Here is a 15645-nt window from a genome sequence, read left to right as displayed (position 1 = left end):
TGCAACGGAACTCTGCCTATCTATGAGGCGTCATCTGTTTTTGTGGGTGATTTGGTTGTTCTTGCTGCGAAAGGAAATACACTGAGAACAGCACTGCGGAAGAAGGCCGATATCATGCCTTCGCCGGCCGGGATCAGCGTAAACGACGCCGTGTCTCGCGCCATCAAGACAGTCCTTGCCAGTCTGGAAGACTCCAAGGCCGAAAACATCGTCTCAATCGACATTCAGGGGAAATCGAGCCTCGGCGACTACATGGTCGTCGCGTCGGGCCGATCGCACCGTCATGTCTCGGCTGTCGCCGATCACCTGCTCAAGGCGCTCAAGGATGCCGGTCTCGGCACGGCGCGCGTTGAGGGGCTGGCAGGCGCCGACTGGGTCCTGATCGATTCGGGCGACATCATCGTCCATGTCTTCCGTCCCGAGGTCCGCGACTTCTACAATCTCGAAAAGATGTGGCAGGCGCCGGATCTCGAGGAAGAGACCCTCCACTAAGCCGCCTTTGTTTTGATGCATGTCACCGCATGCATTAGCGGCTTATAGAGGCGAGGATGAAGATATCAGTTCATGCCGTGGGCCGGATGAAAGCCGGCCCCGAGAAGCAGCTCGCCGACCGCTATTTCGAGCGCTTTGCCAAGAGCGGCCCGGCGGTGGGGCTCGAATTTTCCGGCGTGGCCGAAATCGCCGAGGGGCGCGCCCAGACCGCCAACGAGCGCCGGCGCGAGGAAGGCCAGAAGCTACAGGGGCAGCTGCAGCCCGGCACCGCGCTATTCCTGCTCGACGAACGCGGCAAGAATTTTTCCTCCGAAGACTTCGCCGGGCGCATCGGCCAGCTGCGTGATGGCGGCCGCAAGGCGCTGGTCATCGCCATCGGCGGCGCCGACGGTCACGATCAGCCGCTGCGCGATCAGGCCGAATTGGTGATGTCATTCGGATTGCTGACCTGGCCGCACCAGTTGGTGCGCGTGATGCTGGGGGAGCAGTTGTACCGGGCCGCGACCATCCTGTCGGGCCATCCCTATCATCGTTCGTAAACCGGTGAATTGGTGCGACTCACACGGATTTCCGCCCCAATGCATCGCCAGACTGCGCCAATTGGGGCTCTCGAACATGGTTTAGGGGGGCTTTCGAACATGGTTGATTGTTCGTTAACGAAGCCACGCATAGAGTCGGGCTTCAATGTCTAAAGACTGGAAATCAGGGACGGGCTCATGGCGCGCGCGCTGCGGCATCGCGGCGGCGGTGCTTGTGCTGTCGCTGCATGTGGCGCGGGCCGAGAACACGCTCGACCTTGCCCCCGATCCCGACCAGAGCCGCGCCGAATACGAACAGGTCTCGAAGGAGATCACGCTGTCGTCGGAGCGGTTGGCCAAGCTCGCCGCCGACATCGCGACGATCAAGAAGGATCACGCCTCGATCACCGCGGCATTGATCCAGTCGGCGATGACCGAGCAGAAGCTCGGCCAGGACATCGAGGATATCGGCGCCAGGCTGGAAGGGCTGAAGGGCCAGGAACAGAAGATCCGCACCTCGCTGGCGGCACGGCGCGACGTGCTAGCCGAAGTGCTGGGCGCACTGCAGCGCATGGGGCTCAACCCGCCGCCGGCGATCCTGGTCAAGCCGGAGGACGCGCTGTCGTCGGTGCGCAGCGCCATCCTGCTCGGTGCCGTGGTGCCGGAACTGCGCCAGCAGACCGATATATTGCTGGCCGATCTCAAGGAGCAGTCACGGGTGACGGCCTCGATCGAGGCCGAGCGGGCGCGGCTGACGGCGGCGGTCGGCGACCAGACGGCGGAAAAGAAGCGGCTCGGCATGCTGCTGGAGGCCAAGCAGCAGCTCGAAGCCGACACGCAAACGCAAATGGCCGCTGAAAAGCAGCGGTCCGAGACGCTGGCGGCCAAGGCCGGCAGCTTGAAGGAATTGATCGCCTCGCTCGAAGCCGACAAGAGCCGCAAGGCGGCCGATGCGGCCAAGGCCGCCGAGCAAAAGACGGCCGACGGCGACAAGACATCGGCGCCGGCGGATGCCCCAGCGGAATTGGCGTCCCTACCCGTACCGGAGGGCAATCGACTTGCCGCCGCGGCACCCTTTGCGGCGCTGCAGGGGCAGATCGCGTTGCCGGTGACCGGCCGCATCAAAAGGCGATTCGGCGCCGAGGACGGTAACGGCGCAGTGATGCTTGGCGACATGGTTGCGACACAATCGGGAGCCATCGTCACCGCGCCGGCGGATGGGAATGTGCTTTATGCGGGGCCGTTTCGCTCTTATGGTCAACTCTTGATCCTGAACGCAGGCGACGGTTATCATGTCGTTTTGGCGGGGATGAGCAGAATCAGCGTCGCGACTGGCCAATCAGTGCTCGCAGGAGAGCCGGTCGGCGCGATGGGAGAGGCCCGGGTGGCGAGCACCTCGGTATCGAAGAATGGAAATGCCACACCGGAACTCTATGTCGAGTTCCGCAAGGATGGAAAACCCGTCGATCCGGCCCCATGGTGGGCGGACCGTTTTTCTGGAAGGACGTGAAATGATGCGGAAACTGTCGCTTCTGTTTGCCGGTGCGCTGATGGGCGCGTCCGCCATGAGCCTTGTTTATGGCACACCCGGCTCGGCGGCGAACGCTGCAGGGTCGGAGACCTACAAGCAACTGGCCATCTTCGGCGATATCTTCGAGCGGGTGCGGGCCCAGTATGTGACGCCGCCCGACGACAAGTCGCTGGTCGAGAACGCCATCAACGGCATGCTTGCCTCGCTTGACCCGCACTCCTCCTACATGAACGCCGAGCAGGCGCAGGACATGCGCGTCCAGACCAAGGGTGAGTTCGGCGGCCTCGGCATCGAGGTCACCATGGAGAACGACCTGGTCAAGGTGATCACGCCGATCGACGACACGCCGGCTGCCAAGGCAGGCGTGCTTGCCGGCGATTATATCGCCAAGATCGACGGCGAGGAGGTTCGCGGCCTGACCCTCAACGACGCGGTCGAGAAGATGCGCGGCCTGGTCAACACGCCAATCAAGCTCACCATCCTGCGCCAGGGTGCCGACAAGCCGATCGAACTGACGGTCGTGCGCGACATCATCAAGGTCAAGGCGGTCAAGTTCCGGGTCGAGAACGACATCGGCTACATGAAGATCACCTCGTTCACCGAAAAGACCTATGATGACCTCGAGAACGCCATCGACACCATCAAGAAGCAGGTGCCGAACGACAAGCTCAAGGGCTATGTGCTCGATCTGCGCCTCAATCCGGGCGGCCTGCTCGACCAGGCGGTGAGCGTCTCCGATGCCTTCCTCAAACGTGGCGAAATCGTCTCGACGCGCGGTCGCGATCCGAAGGACGTCACCCGTTTCGACGCCAAGGCCAAGCAGGTCGACGACATCAACGACAAGCCGATGATCGTTCTCGTCAATGGCGGCTCGGCCAGTGCCTCCGAAATCGTCGCCGGCGCGTTGCAGGACCTGCGCCGCGTCACGGTGGTCGGCACGCAGTCCTTCGGCAAGGGTTCGGTGCAGACCATCATCCCGCTCGGCGAGAATGGTGCGCTCCGGCTGACGACGGCGCTCTATTACACGCCGTCCGGCAAGTCGATCCAGGGCAAAGGCATCACGCCCGACATCAAGGTCGACCAGCCGCTGCCGCCGGAACTGCAGGGCAGGGACCTGACGCGCGGCGAATCCGACCTCAAGGGCCATATCAAGGGCGCCGACGAGGGCTCGACCGGTTCGGGCTCGGCAGCCTATGTGCCGCCGGATCCGAAGGACGATCTGCAGCTCATCTATGCAGAGCAGCTGCTGCGCGGCCAGAAGACCGATCCGGCCTTCCCGCCCAATCCGGAAAAGGCCGTTCTCAACCAGTAAGGATGGAGCGGCGCACGCGCCGCTCCAACTTCGTTTGAGCATCGGATTTTCCCAAAACCGGATTCCACTTTTGGGTCCGATGCTCGGGGCCGACAACAGGTCTGGCCGCCTGATGAAAGCAATGCGATGCTGCCGGGACCGAAAGGTTCCGGCAGTTTGATTCGGGGCAAGGCGAAGCCCTGGGATGCGGCGCCAGGGGTGCGCCAGGATTGATGAATTCGCGCATGTCTTTCGAAGGAGTTTCGCCTTCGGAGCCATGCGCCCGGGGATGCGGCTTGGCTGACACAGGCAAGGATATCGAACGCCCGCTCGGACAAACCGTCCGGTCGCCGCGCGCCGCCGGCAAGCTCGGCGGCGGTACGATCGCGGCAACCGTGGTCGTGCTGGCGGTGGTCGGCGTCTCCGGTGCGATCGCGCTGAGGGAAAAGCCGTTCCGCAAGCCGCAAGAGGTCGCCGTGTCGACGCCGAAAGTGACGGCAGCGGCCGAGCCCGCTGCCGCGCCGGCCGCTTTGGCCCCGGTCGCCGCAGCCAAGCCGGAAGCGCCGGCCAAGACGGGCGGGCCGCAGATCATCCATGTGCAGACGGAAGAGGGCGATGGCCCGCCTAAGGCGATCGTCATCCACGACCCGTCGACCCTCGGCCAGAATTTGAAGATCGCGCATATTCCCGACAAGGCGTTGATCGAAGCCAGCGAAACCGGGCCTTTGCCTGTCCGCGCCGCCGATGGCCGGCGGCCCTTCGACGTCTATGCGCGGCCCTGGTCCGGGGCGCGCGGTGCCCGCGTGGCGATCGTCATCGGCGGGCTTGCGGTTTCGCAGACCGGCACCCAGGCGGCCATCGCCAAGCTGCCGGCGGAGGTGACGCTGGCCTTCGCGCCGCAAGGCAACAGCATCGGACGCTGGATGCAGGCGGCGCGGCAGGCCGGCCACGAGATCGTCATGCAGGTGCCGCTCGAACCGTTCGACTATCCGAACATCAACCCCGGCCGCAACACGCTGACGGTGGCGGCGAGCGCGGATGAGAATTTGAAGAACCTACACTGGGCGCTGTCGCGGACGACGAACTACACCGGCGTCATGAACTATATGGGCGCGCGCTTTTCCGCCGACGCGGCGGCGATGGAGCCGTTCATGGCCGAGCTCGGCAAGCGGGGCCTGGCCTATATCGACGACGGCTCGTCGGCGCGCAGCCTGGCGCCCGACCTGGCGTTGAAAGACGGCGTGCCCTTCGTCTCCGGCGACACGGCGATCGATGCCGTGCAGGATCGCGGCGCCATCCTGAAGAAACTCGACGGGCTGGAAGCCACCGCGCGCGCCAAAGGCTTTGCCGTCGGCATCGGCTCGGCCTTCGACCTGACTGTCGACACGGTGTCGTCCTGGGTCGCCGAGGCCAAGAAGCGCGGTATCGAAATCGTGCCGATTTCAGCGGTGGCCATCGATCCGCAAAAAGGCTAGCCATCGGAAAACGACTTGGAAGATTGACTGATGGCAAAGACAAAAAGAGTGGACCGCGAAACGCTGCCCTATCGTCCCTGTGTCGGACTGATGATCCTCAATGCCGATGGCTTGGTGTGGGTCGGGCACCGCATTGCCGAGCCGGACAGTGAATTTGCCGGCACGACGCAGCTTTGGCAGATGCCGCAGGGCGGCATCGACAAGGGCGAAGAGCCGCTGCAGGCGGCCGAGCGCGAACTCTATGAAGAGACCGGCATGCGCAGCGTCTCGCTGCTCGCCGAGGCGCCGGACTGGATCAACTATGATTTGCCGGACCACCTCGTCGGTATCGCCTTCAAGGGCAGGTATCGCGGCCAGACGCAGAAATGGTTCGCCTTCCGCTTTCACGGCGATGTCAGCGAGATCCAGATCAATCCGCCGCCGGGCGGCCACACCGCCGAATTCGACAAATGGGCATGGCGGCCGATGCAGGACCTGCCCGACCTGGTCGTGCCGTTCAAGCGCAAGGTCTATGAGGATGTCGTGGCGGCGTTCCTGCATCTGGTGCAATAGCCTCGACGTGAAACGACCGCAGTTGCCGCGCCGGCCCGGCGGTCCTATTGATGTCTAAAGCGCGTCGCGTTTGAGCGGATTCAAGCGACGCGCTTTAGGTCTTTGTTTTATGCATGTCGTCCTCCCAAAACCGGGGCCACTTTTGGGCGACATGCATTACCCGCCGCAAGAAGGGTCGCCATGAACGACGCCCCCAACAGGTCGCTGCCCGAGGACATCGCCGCCACAAGCGAAGCGGTGGCTGGCGCCATCCTCACCATCGACCTTGGCGCGATCCGTGAAAACTACCGGCGGCTGAAAAGGCAACTGGGCAGCGTGCGCTGCGCCGGCGTGGTCAAGGCCGACGGCTACGGGCTTGGTGCGAGCCAGGTGGCGGCGGCGTTGCTGAGCGAAGGCTGCGATATCTTCTTCGTCGCGCTTCTGGGCGAAGGCATCGCCTTGCGCCGCTCGCTCGGGCCGGGGTCCGGCATTTTCGTGCTGAACGGCATTCCGCCCGGTGCCGAGCCGGACGCCGCGGCTGCAAACCTTTCCGCTGTCGTCAACAGCCCGGAACAACTGGCGGCCTGGCGTGCGGCGGCCCGCCACACCGGCCGAAAGCTGCCTGCGGCAATCCAGGTCGACAGCGGCATGTCGCGGCTCGGCATGGCGCCGCAGGATGTCGAGCGCGTTGCCGCCGATCCCGGTGCCTTTGACGGCATCGACGTCCGTTTCGTGATGAGCCATCTCGCCTGCGCTGACGAGCCGGAGCATCCGGCCAATGAGCGGCAGCGACTGGCATTCGAACGGCTGCGCGCAATGTTGCCGAAGGCGCCGGCCTCGCTCACCAATTCGTCCGGCATCTTCCTTGGGCAGCGCTTTCATTATGATCTCGCCCGGCCGGGTGCCGCGCTTTACGGCATCAATCCGACCCCGGCCAGGCCGAATCCGATGCTGCCGGTGGTGCGGCTGCAGGCCAAGGTCGTCCAGACCCGCATGCTGGAGGCCGACGTCGGTGTCGGCTATGGCCACATTTTCCGCACCACGGCTCCGCTCACGGCCGCGACGATTTCGCTCGGCTATGCCGACGGCTGGCATCGCCGGGCGGCGTCCGCGGCCTGGTTCGAGGGCGTGCGGCTGCCCTTCCGTGGGCGGGTGTCGATGGATTCGATCATTCTCGACATTTCCGCTTTGCCACCCGGCAGACTGGGTGAGGGCGATCTCGTCGAGCTGCTCGGCCCCTCGCAAAGCGTCGACGACGCGGCAGGCCATGCCGGCACCATCGGCTACGAAATCCTGACCAGCCTCGGTCACCGCTTTCATCGGCGGTACGTCGATGGCTAGCCCCTTGGCGGGCGCCTTAAAATCCGGCAGACAGAAGATGGCATGCCCGGCCTGGGCGACGCCGTGGAGTGTTGTGCGATGAAAATCATGGTGCTGGGCGGTGGCGTCATCGGGGTGACCACGGCGTACTATCTCGCCGAGGCCGGCCACGAGGTGACGGTGGTCGACCGCCAGAAAGGCCCGGCGCTGGAAACCAGCTTCGCCAATGCCGGCGAGATCTCGCCCGGCTATGCCTCGCCCTGGGCCGGGCCCGGCATTCCGCTGAAGGCGATCAAATGGCTGCTGATGAAGCATGGCCCGCTGGTCGTGCGGCCCGCCTTCGATCCACATATGTGGACATGGCTGATCAAGATGCTGCGCAACTGCACGGCCGACCGCTATGCGATCAACAAGGCGCGCATGGTGCCGCTGGCCGAGTACAGCCGCGATACGCTGAAGGCGCTGCGCGAAGCGACCGGCATCGCCTATGACGAGCGTGCCCAGGGCACGCTGCAGCTGTTTCGCACGCAAAAGCAGCTCGACGGCACCGGTGGCGACGTCGAGGTGCTGAAGAAATATGGCGTGCCCTACGAGATCCTCGACCAGGACGGCTGCGTCGCGGCGGAGCCGGGCCTCGCGGGCGTGCGCGAAAAGTTCGTCGGTGGTCTCAGGCTGCCGCGCGACGAGACCGGCGACTGCAAGATGTTCACCGACAGGCTGGCCGAGCTGTGCGTGGCGCGTGGCGTGAAATTCGAATATGATCTGACGGTATGGCGCGTCCTGCGCAGCCGCAACCGCATCGCCAATCTCAGCACCAGCAAGGGCTGGATGACCGCCGACGCCTATGTCATGGCGATGGGCAGCTATTCGGCGGCGTTCATGCGCCGGGTGAAGCGGCCGATCCCGGTCTACCCAGTGAAGGGCTACTCGATCACCGTGCCGATCCAGGATGCCGCTGTGGCACCGGTGTCGACGGTGATGGACGAGACCTACAAAGTGGCGATCACCCGGCTCGGCGATCGGATCCGGGTCGGCGGCACGGCCGAGATTTCCGGCTTCGACCTCAGGCTGCACGAATCGCGACGCCGCACGCTGGAGCACTCGGTCGGCGATCTCTTTCCGGGCGCCGGCGCCATGCGGGACGCGACTTTCTGGTGCGGGTTGCGGCCGATGACGCCGGATGGTCCGCCGCTGATCGGGCGCACCGAGCTTTCCAATCTCTATCTCAACACCGGCCACGGCACGCTCGGCTGGACCATGGCTTGCGGCTCGGCCAAGGTTCTGGCCGACATCATCTCCAGCCGGGTGCCGGACATCGATGTCCGCGACCTCGCGCAGGAGCGCTATCTGCGATAGGGGGCGGCGATGGTATCGCCCAAATTCGTCAAAAGGCCTGCCGGACCCAGTCTTCGTCGAACAGCAGCCGATAGGCCCATGGGATCGTCACGTTGGTTGGGACCGGGTTGGAGTGGGCGAGATAGTCGTCATAGATCGCCTTCATCCTGGTGTAGAAGGCCGGGTCGAGCACCATCATGCCATTCTCCGAGTCATGGAAGAAGCTGCGGTTGTTGAGATTGACCGAGGAGATGGCGACCAGCCTCTCGTCGATCATCATGATCTTGGAATGCAGCACGACATCGGGCGCCTTGAACTCGCGAATGTCGATGCGGTCGCCATATTTCTCGACGAACAGCTTGTTGAGCGCGGTGAGGAACTTGCCGCCAATATCGCCCTTGAGATCGATGCGGCCGACAATGTCGATCCTGACGCCGCGGGCCAACGCCCGATCAAAAGCCTGGGCGAGCTTCGGCGTCAGGTTGAGGTAGGGATTGACGATCTGGATATGGTGCTGGGCGGCGTCGATCAGCTCGACGAAATAATCCTCCAGCGCATGGCCATCCGCGTAGGGTAAGGAGATGAAGTGCCGTGCCGTGCCTGACGGGCGGCGGCCGTCGGACCGGACCGGAATGGAGAAGGGCCGCGCGATGTTGGTGTCGGCGTCGCGCAGCCATACTGTCGAAAGATGCGCGGCGAGCGTCTCGACCGTGGTCCGGTCGGTGAACTCGATGTCGAAGTCGCTCCAGTTCGAATAGTAGTTCAGCGAGAACCCGTCGGTCTTGCCGTATTGCTCCAGGTCCGGATAGCGCGACAGATCGATCGGCTGGTGGAACAGGAAGCCGTCATGGATGTTGCGGCCGCCGATGATGGCGCGCGAGCGCCTGGGATCCTCGGCCAGTGTTGCCAGCATCTTGATGTGGTGGGTCTTGTGCAATTGTGAGATCTGCTCGTCGATCGGCGCGCCCCGATCGGCCCGCCAACGGTATTCCTGCAGCTCGACATTGGGGAATTCGGCCGCCAGCCGATGCAGCAGTGCATCGTCCTTGTCGCGTTCCAGCACGTCCGTGACCATGATGCGCACCTTGGTGCCGAGCGCGGCATGGTGGCGGATCAGCCGTTCGATGATGCGGCCGGAAAAATCCGCCTTGAACTCGAGCGAGGACAGATAGATCAGCTTTAGCCTTGGCGCCTTCGAGAAGTCGAGTGGCAGCTCCGGATCGCCCTTGTCGATGGCGCTGTCGGGCAGCGGCACTCCCATCAGCGCCTCGACCTTGGCGTTGAAGCCGTCGCGCGATTTGCGCAGCAGGCGCGGCTTTCCGATCGGCAAGGCGCAGGTCTGCGACAGCCAGCGGCTGGCGTAGAAGGCGCGACTGAGGGGGTCGAGGCCGGCGGGATCGGGCGTCGGACAACGCTGGTAGCGGCTGTCGGAGGCGGCGAGCGCCGGATCGGCGGTCTCCTCGCGCTGGATGGTGAGCGGCGCGTCGGCCGGGACAAGGCTGGAGCGGATTCTTACAGTGCAGCGGTTCAGGCTGTCACTCGGGAACAGGCTGACCGTGTCGTCCTCGCCAGACAGGCGAAAGCGGAATGCCCTGCCCGCGGCAATGGCTCGCGAACCGGCGCCGTCGCGGAGCGCCAACGCGCCATCGCATGAGCCCTCTATGTCGGCCGGTTGTTTGCCCGCCTGGCGCAGCATGATCTCGACGCTGCGCGCCTGCAGGCCGGAGAATTCGAATGTCTTGGGCGCCGAAGGCCGTGCCGCCGCGTCGATGTAGAGCGTCTGCCGCGACACCCGCCAGCGTCCGTCGAAATGGCCATCGCCGCTGCCGCTGGCCGGCGGCAGATGCGTTTCGGCAACCGGCCCGGCCAGTTGCTGCAGCGTCCGGTAAGTCGCCTGGAAATCGCTGTTGCGGATCTCATAGCGGTCATGGCCGAAAGAACCGGTGCCGTTGGCCCGGTCCATGGCGCCGAGTTGGTGGTGGGCAAGCAGCGCCAGGAACCGCTTTTCATAGTCGCTTGTGCCGGCGTCGCCAAAAAATTGAGCGGCGGCGACCTGCGGCCCAGGCGTGCTGGCCGACAATGAGGGTCGAGCGCAGGCCTCTTGACCCTGCAGCAGGTCGCAGGCATTGCGGCCAGGCGACCCGGCACAGCCCGCAAGGACAACGAGCGCCAGCCCTGACAGGGCCACGACGATGGCTGCGCGGCCGTTCACCCGGCCGCCCCGGCCTTCAGGACGCTCAGTTGTGCCGGGTCGCGCGGCGGCATGAAGCCCTGCGGGAACACCTTGCAGACGGGAACGGCGAACGTGGCGATCAGCAGTTCCGCCTCGCCGCGCATCTTGCGCGGTGCTGTCTTGTCGTCGCGTATCGCTTTCGCCGAGGCGACGAGGGCACCATCGCAGCCGCAATGATTGTGGCGGGCGATGTAACAGGCGTCATGGGTCCGGCAGGCCGCATCGAGGCGGTCGACCGGCCGCGCCGACAGATCGCCGGTGCGGGTGCCGGGGCCGCAATAATTGCCGAACACGAAAGGCGAGGGGCGTGCCATGGCGTAGCGGATCGGCTTGGGCAGGTCGGCCTCCGGCACCTTGGTCCATGGATTGGCGCAAGCGGAAACGAAAAGCAGCGGCAGGATGGCAAGAACGGCTCGCATTTTTATCCGCGCCAGCTTTCTGAATGTCCCCATAGCAGGAATTCCACCGTGCGACCGGCAGAATTGCACGCCCGATGTGACAGTCATCGATTTTGTGGCGAGGAAAAGGCGGCATGTCTAAACGAACAGGCTTCTCTCCCGCTCCACCGCCTTGGTGATGAAGCTGGCGACGATCTGGACGCGGCGCAGCGGCCGGACCGATTCGTGGTAGACCAGCCAGTAGGCACGGCGGATGGGCGCGACCACATCGACGGACACCAGTTCCGGCATCGAGCGGGCGACGAAAGTGTGCAGGATGCCGATACCGGCGCCCGACCGCACCGCTTCGGCTTGGCCAAGCGCCGAGGAGATGGCGAAGCTGGTGCGCCAGTCCGGACTGAATTCGGCCGCGTAGTCGAGCGAGGGGCTGACGATCAAGTCCGGCACATAGCCGATGAGCGTGTGTTGGCCGAGCTCGGCTGCTGTTTTGGGCAAGCCATGAGCTTGCGCATAGGCGCGCGAGGCAAACAGGCCGAGCGAATAGTCGACCAGCTTTCCCGCCACCAGCCGGCCCTCCGTCGGCCGCTCGACGGTGATGGCGATGTCCGCCTCGCGGCGCGACAAGGAGAAGGAGCGCGGCACCGGCACAAGCTGGATCGTCAGCTCGCGATGCAGGGCCGTCAGTGTGCCGAGACGCTTGGCCAGGAAGGCGACGCCAAACCCGTCCGGCGCGCCGATGCGCACCGTGCCGGAGACGTCGTCGCCTTCGCCGGCAACGGTCGAACGCGCGGCGATCATGTCGCCTTCCATGCGCTCGGCAATGTCGAGAAAACGCTCGCCGGCCGGCGTCAGTTCGCTGCCGGTAGTCAGCCGGCGAAACAGCTTTGTCCGCAGCGCATCCTCGAGTGCTGCGATGCGGCGCGAGACGGTGGCATGGTTGAGCTCCAGCCGTCTGGCGGCGCCAAGGATCTGGCCGGCGCGCGCCACGGCAAGAAAGATGCGGACGTCATCCCAGTTCATGGGGATGGTCCGTCTTAGCGATGCGCGTCGCGTTCCCGCCCACCCCTCTCTGTCCTGCCGGACATCTCTCCCGCAAGGGGGGAGATTGGCAGCTCTGCCGACGGCGCGCCCCTTGCGGCGCCGAAGATTTGCGACATGGGCGGCGACTTCCGATCTCCCCCCTTGCGGGGGAGATGGCCGGCAGGCCAGAGGGGGGTGGGAAGGAATGCAATCTTTCAATCCTTGGAACGATCGAAGTATCAGGTTATTTGCGGCAATTAATGCACAGCCGGCTTCTGTTGTCTATTTCATGCACAACGGTTGCGTTCTCACTCGCGTTGCCATCCGCCGGGCAAAGGCGGACAATGCACCATCACAAACCCAGGGAGAGAAATCATGATCGACTACGGTCATTTCATCGGCGGCAAGCATGTCGCCGGCACCAGCGGCCGCAAGCAGGATGTCATGCAGCCGATGGACGGCACGGTGCGTGGCACGGTGGCGCTCGCTTCGCAGGCGGAACTGCGCGCGGCCGTCGAGAATGCCAAGGCAGCGCAGCCCAAATGGGCGGCAACCAACCCGCAGCGCCGCGTGCGCGTGCTGATGAAGTTCCTCGAACTCGTCGCCCGCGACTATGACCTGCTGGCCGATATTCTGGCCCGCGAGCATGGCAAGACGATCGCCGACGCCAAGGGAGACATCCAGCGCGGCCTGGAAGTGGTCGAGGTCTGCATCGGCGCACCGCATATGATGAAGGGCGAATTCACCGACGGCGCCGGCCCCGGCATCGATGTCTATTCGATGCGCCAGCCGCTCGGCGTCGTCGCCGGCATCACGCCGTTCAACTTCCCGGCGATGATCCCGCTGTGGAAGATCGCGCCGGCTATCGCCTGCGGCAATGCCTTCATCCTGAAACCGTCGGAGCGCGACCCGGGCGTGCCGATGCGCATCGCCGAACTGTTCATCGAAGCCGGCCTGCCCGCCGGCATCCTCAACGTCGTCAATGGCGACAAGGGCGTGGTCGATGCGATCCTCGACGATCCCGACATCAAGGCCATCGGCTTTGTCGGCTCGACGCCGATCGCCCACTACATCTATTCGCGCGGCACTGCCGCCGGTAAGCGCGTGCAGTGCTTCGGCGGCGCCAAGAACCACATGATCATCATGCCCGATGCCGACATGGACCAGACCGTCGACGCGCTGATCGGCGCCGGATACGGCTCGGCCGGCGAACGCTGCATGGCGATCTCGGTGGCCGTCCCGGTCGGCAACGACACCGCCAACCGGTTGATGGAAAAACTGATCCCGCGCGTCGAAAGCCTGAAGGTCGGACCTTCGACCGACTCTTCGGCCGATTTCGGCCCGCTGGTGACGGCGCAGGCGCTGGAGCGCGTCAAGGGTTACGTCGACACCGGCGTCAAGGAAGGCGCCAAGCTGGTCGTCGACGGCCGTGGCTTCTCCATGCAGGGCTACGAGGATGGCTACTACATGGGCGGCTGCCTGTTCGACAACGTCACATCAGACATGCGCATCTACAAGGAAGAGATCTTTGGTCCGGTGCTCTCGGTGGTGCGCGCGCCGACCTATGAGAGTGCGATCAAGCTCGCCAACGACCATGAGATGGGCAATGGCGTCGCCATCTTCACCCGTGACGGTGACGCGGCGCGCGATTTCGCCTCGCGGGTCCAGGTCGGCATGGTCGGTATCAACGTGCCGATCCCGGTGCCGATCGCCTACTACACCTTCGGCGGCTGGAAGGCGTCCTCCTTCGGCGACCTCAACCAGCATGGCCCGGACGCGTTCCGCTTCTACACCAAGACCAAGACGGTGACCTCGCGCTGGCCGTCCGGCATCAAGGACGGTGCCGAATTCGTCATCCCGACGATGAACTAGCCGGACGATTCTTGCTTGCGCGTCCTCGCCTTCGGCTGCGGGCGCGCGGGCAGGCATCAAGGACGGTGCGGAGTTCGTCATCCCGACGATGAACTGAGACCGGAAAACATTGAGTATGAAGAAGGCGGGTTTATCCCGCCTTTTTCCATTCTGAAGCTCCGCCGTGCAGAATGGTCATGCGCCGATCTCCAGTCTTGCGACCCGGCCGTCATGCAGTGTGAAATTGTAGTGCAGCGTCGCCGGACTGCCGGGGAAATTGCCTGAGACGATGCCGGCGATCCGCCACGCATCGCCATTGGCGGTCACGTCGGCGACCTCAACCGTCACCCGGTATTTGCTTGTCGTTGCTTCCATCCATTTGCGGATGGCGGTCGAACCCAGATGGGTTTCGCCTTCGTCCTTGACCGTGGCATCCGACGAGAAGGGGATGAGCATGGCGCCGATGTCGTGCCTGTTCTTGGCGGCAAAATAATCGGTCAGCGGCTGCGGAAGTTTTACGGTCATGGTTTCATCTCCGGTTTCGGATCCCGCCATCGACGCAAAGGTCTGCGGCCTTGTCCGGCTCCTAAAATGAGATATGCTGACAAAATGACAAGAACCGACGAAAAAGTAAGGTACTTACCTAAAAGTAAGGGCGCGTCCGAAAGTAAGGTTGGGCCGGAAAATAAAGTTGAGGCGCTGACGCCATTGTCCGCGGCGAGCGGTGTCGAGAATGTGCTGCGGATCCTCGAAGGCCGCTGGAAGCTGGTGATCCTGTTTCACCTGTTCGGCGGCAAGGTGTTGCGCTTTTCGGACCTCGAACGGGCGATCCCGGCGATCTCGCAGAAGATGCTGATCCAGCAACTGAGGCAGATGGAGGGCGACGGGATCGTGCGCCGCATCGTGCATCATCAGGTGCCGCCGAAAGTCGAGTACTGCCTGACCGATTGGGGGCAGGCGCTATGCCCGGCTCTCGACGCCCTGCTGAAATGGGCGGCGCTTCGCGAACCCGTGGAAGGCTGACGCGGATCGTCGCCCTGCAGCGCGCCGCAAGATCGAATATGGTCGCAGTTTAGCTTGTTCCGTTTGTGCCGGCGGACAAGAATCCTGTCCAGTGGTGCCGGTGGCGGCAAGGCCTTAAATGGCGCTTGTTTTCGGATAGGGACCTCACCATATCGAATCCAGGGAATGTGATAAAATTCCCTGACGACAGACCGGAAACCAGAAGGAGTGACGTGATGAAGACGTCGAACCCGGCCTGGAACGCTCCGGCATATTGAGGCTGCCTATGTGCCTCCCTTTGCCGGAACGTGAAGGCGAAGGAGGTGCCAAATGGCACACAATTTTTCGTTTCGATGGATCAGGATAGCCGCGATCGGCGCCGTGCTGGCGATGTCGACGCTGTCCGCGCAGGCGCAATTCGTCTGCGGCGGCCACAGCGATCTTGTCGCGGGACTGGCGCAGGCCTTCCAACAAAAGCAGATCGGCTACGGTGTGGTCGGGCAAGCCGCCATTGTCGAGATCTATGTTTCGGCAAGTGGGACATGGACCATGCTGGTAACCGACGTGCAGGGCCGAAGCTGCATCATCGCGACCGGTGAGGGCTGGGAGAATACCCTCGCGGTGACCACAACGGCGAAAGGGATCTGA

At 64.0% G+C, this 15645-nt stretch carries 15 protein-coding genes; 11 read left to right on the top strand and 4 right to left on the bottom strand.

Features of this window, described 5'->3' with window-relative positions:
- Window positions 1-114 precede the first annotated feature (114 nt).
- From rsfS to B5V02_RS34220, 8 genes are all read left to right on the top strand, one after another.
- Complete coding sequence (rsfS, locus tag B5V02_RS34255; protein ID WP_023678068.1) at window positions 115-492, top strand: ribosome silencing factor; 378 nt, start codon at window positions 115-117, stop codon at window positions 490-492.
- A 56-nt stretch (window positions 493-548) separates the two neighbouring features.
- A complete protein-coding gene (rlmH, locus tag B5V02_RS34250) occupies window positions 549-1031 on the top strand; it encodes a 23S rRNA (pseudouridine(1915)-N(3))-methyltransferase RlmH (protein ID WP_111548374.1) in 483 nt (160 codons plus the stop codon).
- 145 nt (window positions 1032-1176) lie between these two features.
- Window positions 1177-2520, top strand: coding sequence for a murein hydrolase activator EnvC family protein (locus B5V02_RS34245; protein ID WP_111548373.1), 1344 nt, complete (start codon window positions 1177-1179; stop codon window positions 2518-2520).
- A 1-nt stretch (window position 2521) separates the two neighbouring features.
- Window positions 2522-3853, top strand: coding sequence for a S41 family peptidase (locus tag B5V02_RS34240; protein ID WP_167458786.1), 1332 nt, complete (start codon window positions 2522-2524; stop codon window positions 3851-3853).
- Window positions 3854-4128: 275 nt separating this feature from the next.
- Window positions 4129-5307 (top strand): divergent polysaccharide deacetylase family protein, encoded by a 1179-nt coding sequence (locus tag B5V02_RS34235; RefSeq protein WP_111548372.1) that lies wholly within the window; start codon window positions 4129-4131, stop codon window positions 5305-5307.
- 30 nt (window positions 5308-5337) lie between these two features.
- Window positions 5338-5859, top strand: coding sequence for an RNA pyrophosphohydrolase (locus B5V02_RS34230; RefSeq protein WP_111548371.1), 522 nt, complete (start codon window positions 5338-5340; stop codon window positions 5857-5859).
- A gap of 180 nt (window positions 5860-6039) precedes the next feature.
- The gene (gene alr, locus B5V02_RS34225; RefSeq protein WP_111548370.1) at window positions 6040-7179 is read left to right on the top strand and encodes an alanine racemase; all 1140 of its coding nucleotides are present in this window, start codon (window positions 6040-6042) and stop codon (window positions 7177-7179) included.
- A gap of 78 nt (window positions 7180-7257) precedes the next feature.
- Entirely contained in the window at window positions 7258-8514 is a 1257-nt protein-coding gene (locus B5V02_RS34220; protein ID WP_111548369.1) for a D-amino acid dehydrogenase, read from the top strand.
- Between the two features lie 28 nt (window positions 8515-8542).
- Here B5V02_RS34220 and B5V02_RS34215 read toward each other — a convergent pair whose 3' ends face one another.
- The 3 genes from B5V02_RS34215 to B5V02_RS34205 all read right to left on the bottom strand — a co-directional run bounded on the left by B5V02_RS34215 (window position 8543) and on the right by B5V02_RS34205 (window position 12144).
- A complete protein-coding gene (locus B5V02_RS34215) occupies window positions 8543-10705 on the bottom strand; it encodes a phospholipase D-like domain-containing protein (protein WP_111548368.1) in 2163 nt (720 codons plus the stop codon).
- Window positions 10702-11145 (bottom strand): phospholipase A2 family protein, encoded by a 444-nt coding sequence (locus B5V02_RS34210; RefSeq protein WP_111548367.1) that lies wholly within the window; start codon window positions 11143-11145, stop codon window positions 10702-10704. The genes B5V02_RS34215 and B5V02_RS34210 overlap by 4 nt, the downstream gene beginning before the upstream one ends.
- Before the next feature lie 117 nt (window positions 11146-11262).
- Window positions 11263-12144, bottom strand: a complete 882-nt coding sequence (locus tag B5V02_RS34205; RefSeq protein ID WP_111548366.1) for a LysR family transcriptional regulator — start codon at window positions 12142-12144, stop codon at window positions 11263-11265.
- 375 nt (window positions 12145-12519) lie between these two features.
- On the opposite strand from B5V02_RS34205, the gene B5V02_RS34195 reads away from it, so the two are divergent.
- Window positions 12520-14016 carry a CoA-acylating methylmalonate-semialdehyde dehydrogenase gene (locus tag B5V02_RS34195; RefSeq protein WP_111548365.1) on the top strand — a complete coding sequence of 499 codons (1497 nt, stop codon included), beginning with the start codon at window positions 12520-12522 and terminating at the stop codon, window positions 14014-14016.
- 174 nt (window positions 14017-14190) lie between these two features.
- On the opposite strand, the gene B5V02_RS34190 is transcribed toward B5V02_RS34195, so the two are convergent.
- A complete protein-coding gene (locus B5V02_RS34190; protein ID WP_111548555.1) occupies window positions 14191-14520 on the bottom strand; it encodes a nuclear transport factor 2 family protein in 330 nt (109 codons plus the stop codon).
- A gap of 84 nt (window positions 14521-14604) precedes the next feature.
- Here B5V02_RS34190 and B5V02_RS34185 point away from each other — a divergent pair, with 84 nt between their 5' ends.
- Both B5V02_RS34185 and B5V02_RS34180 read left to right on the top strand, forming a co-directional pair.
- Window positions 14605-15018 carry a winged helix-turn-helix transcriptional regulator gene (locus tag B5V02_RS34185; RefSeq protein WP_111548554.1) on the top strand — a complete coding sequence of 138 codons (414 nt, stop codon included), beginning with the start codon at window positions 14605-14607 and terminating at the stop codon, window positions 15016-15018.
- A gap of 309 nt (window positions 15019-15327) precedes the next feature.
- Complete coding sequence (locus tag B5V02_RS34180) at window positions 15328-15645, top strand: hypothetical protein (protein ID WP_111548364.1); 318 nt, start codon at window positions 15328-15330, stop codon at window positions 15643-15645.

This window comes from Mesorhizobium kowhaii, assembly GCF_003253745.1.
Taxonomy (GTDB): domain Bacteria; phylum Pseudomonadota; class Alphaproteobacteria; order Rhizobiales; family Rhizobiaceae; genus Mesorhizobium; species Mesorhizobium kowhaii.
Note: the sequence above shows the minus strand (reverse complement) of the source record. Positions and strands in the feature narration are given on the sequence as shown.

Bases quoted from the DNA above. Each gene is read 5' to 3' on its own strand.
- B5V02_RS34210 (WP_111548367.1), bottom strand. From the start codon at position 11,145: ATGCGAGCCGTTCTTGCCATCCTGCCGCTGCTTTTCGTTTCCGCTTGC.
- B5V02_RS34240 (WP_167458786.1), top strand. From the start codon at position 2,522: ATGATGCGGAAACTGTCGCTTCTGTTTGCCGGTGCGCTGATGGGCGCG.
- B5V02_RS34180 (WP_111548364.1), top strand. From the start codon at position 15,328: ATGGCACACAATTTTTCGTTTCGATGGATCAGGATAGCCGCGATCGGC.
- alr (WP_111548370.1), top strand. From the start codon at position 6,040: ATGAACGACGCCCCCAACAGGTCGCTGCCCGAGGACATCGCCGCCACA.
- B5V02_RS34190 (WP_111548555.1), bottom strand. From the start codon at position 14,520: ATGACCGTAAAACTTCCGCAGCCGCTGACCGATTATTTTGCCGCCAAG.
- B5V02_RS34230 (WP_111548371.1), top strand. From the start codon at position 5,338: ATGGCAAAGACAAAAAGAGTGGACCGCGAAACGCTGCCCTATCGTCCC.
- B5V02_RS34185 (WP_111548554.1), top strand. From the start codon at position 14,605: ATGACAAGAACCGACGAAAAAGTAAGGTACTTACCTAAAAGTAAGGGC.
- B5V02_RS34245 (WP_111548373.1), top strand. From the start codon at position 1,177: ATGTCTAAAGACTGGAAATCAGGGACGGGCTCATGGCGCGCGCGCTGC.
- B5V02_RS34220 (WP_111548369.1), top strand. From the start codon at position 7,258: ATGAAAATCATGGTGCTGGGCGGTGGCGTCATCGGGGTGACCACGGCG.
- rlmH (WP_111548374.1), top strand. From the start codon at position 549: ATGAAGATATCAGTTCATGCCGTGGGCCGGATGAAAGCCGGCCCCGAG.
- B5V02_RS34195 (WP_111548365.1), top strand. From the start codon at position 12,520: ATGATCGACTACGGTCATTTCATCGGCGGCAAGCATGTCGCCGGCACC.
- B5V02_RS34205 (WP_111548366.1), bottom strand. From the start codon at position 12,144: ATGAACTGGGATGACGTCCGCATCTTTCTTGCCGTGGCGCGCGCCGGC.
- rsfS (WP_023678068.1), top strand. From the start codon at position 115: ATGCCTTCGCCGGCCGGGATCAGCGTAAACGACGCCGTGTCTCGCGCC.